This window comes from Neisseria sp. P0022.S010 (assembly GCF_051956635.1).
Map to the genome: position 1 here is coordinate 1 of NZ_JBQCXF010000784.1, position 719 is coordinate 719.

1 protein-coding gene is annotated in these 719 nt (G+C 54.9%); it reads left to right on the forward strand.

Translation table 11 applies throughout. The annotated features are described in order from the left end of the window. A partial coding sequence (locus tag ACTHUT_RS21395) for a type VI secretion system Vgr family protein (protein WP_440386815.1) occupies positions 1 to 719 on the forward strand: 719 nt, incomplete at both ends.

Below are 719 nucleotides of genomic sequence, written 5' to 3' on the forward strand. Positions count from 1 at the left end.
TCCGACTGGCCAAACCCTATGCCGGTCCCGAATACGGCATCCACTTCCCCTTACACGAAGGCACAGAAGTGATGCTCTCCTTCGTCCAAGGTAATCCCGACCGTCCGTATATCTCCGGAGTGATGCATGACAGCACCCATACCGACCATATCCCTGCCGATTGGAATACCCGCAACGTCATCCGTACCTGGGCGAACAACAAACTGAGGATGGAAGACCAAAAAGGTCAGGAACACATCAAACTCGCCACCGACTACCAAAAATCCCAACTAAACCTCGGCCATATCGTCGACTCAAATCGCAACAAACGCGGAGAAAACGGCGAAGGCTTCGAACTCAGAACCGACGGCTGGGGTACCGTACGGGCGGGTAAAGGCATACTCGTCAGCGCACAAAACCAAGATGCTGGCGGTAAAGTGCTGGATATGGACGATGCCATCGCACAGATCGAACAGGCACTTTCCCTGGCCAAAAGCCTGAACAAAGCCGCCCAAACCGCCAACAACCACAATACCGATGAAGAAACCCAAAGGGGTCGTCTGAAAGACGCCCTCAAAGACCTGAAAGAGGCCGGCTTAATCCAAACCGCCCCGGCCGGCATCGCCACCACAACAGAGCAAAGCCAACTGCATACCGCCAATGAAAACATCCACCTTATCAGCGGCAACCATACCGACATTACCGCCGGCCAAAGCCTGACCGCCCATGCGGCAGAGAGC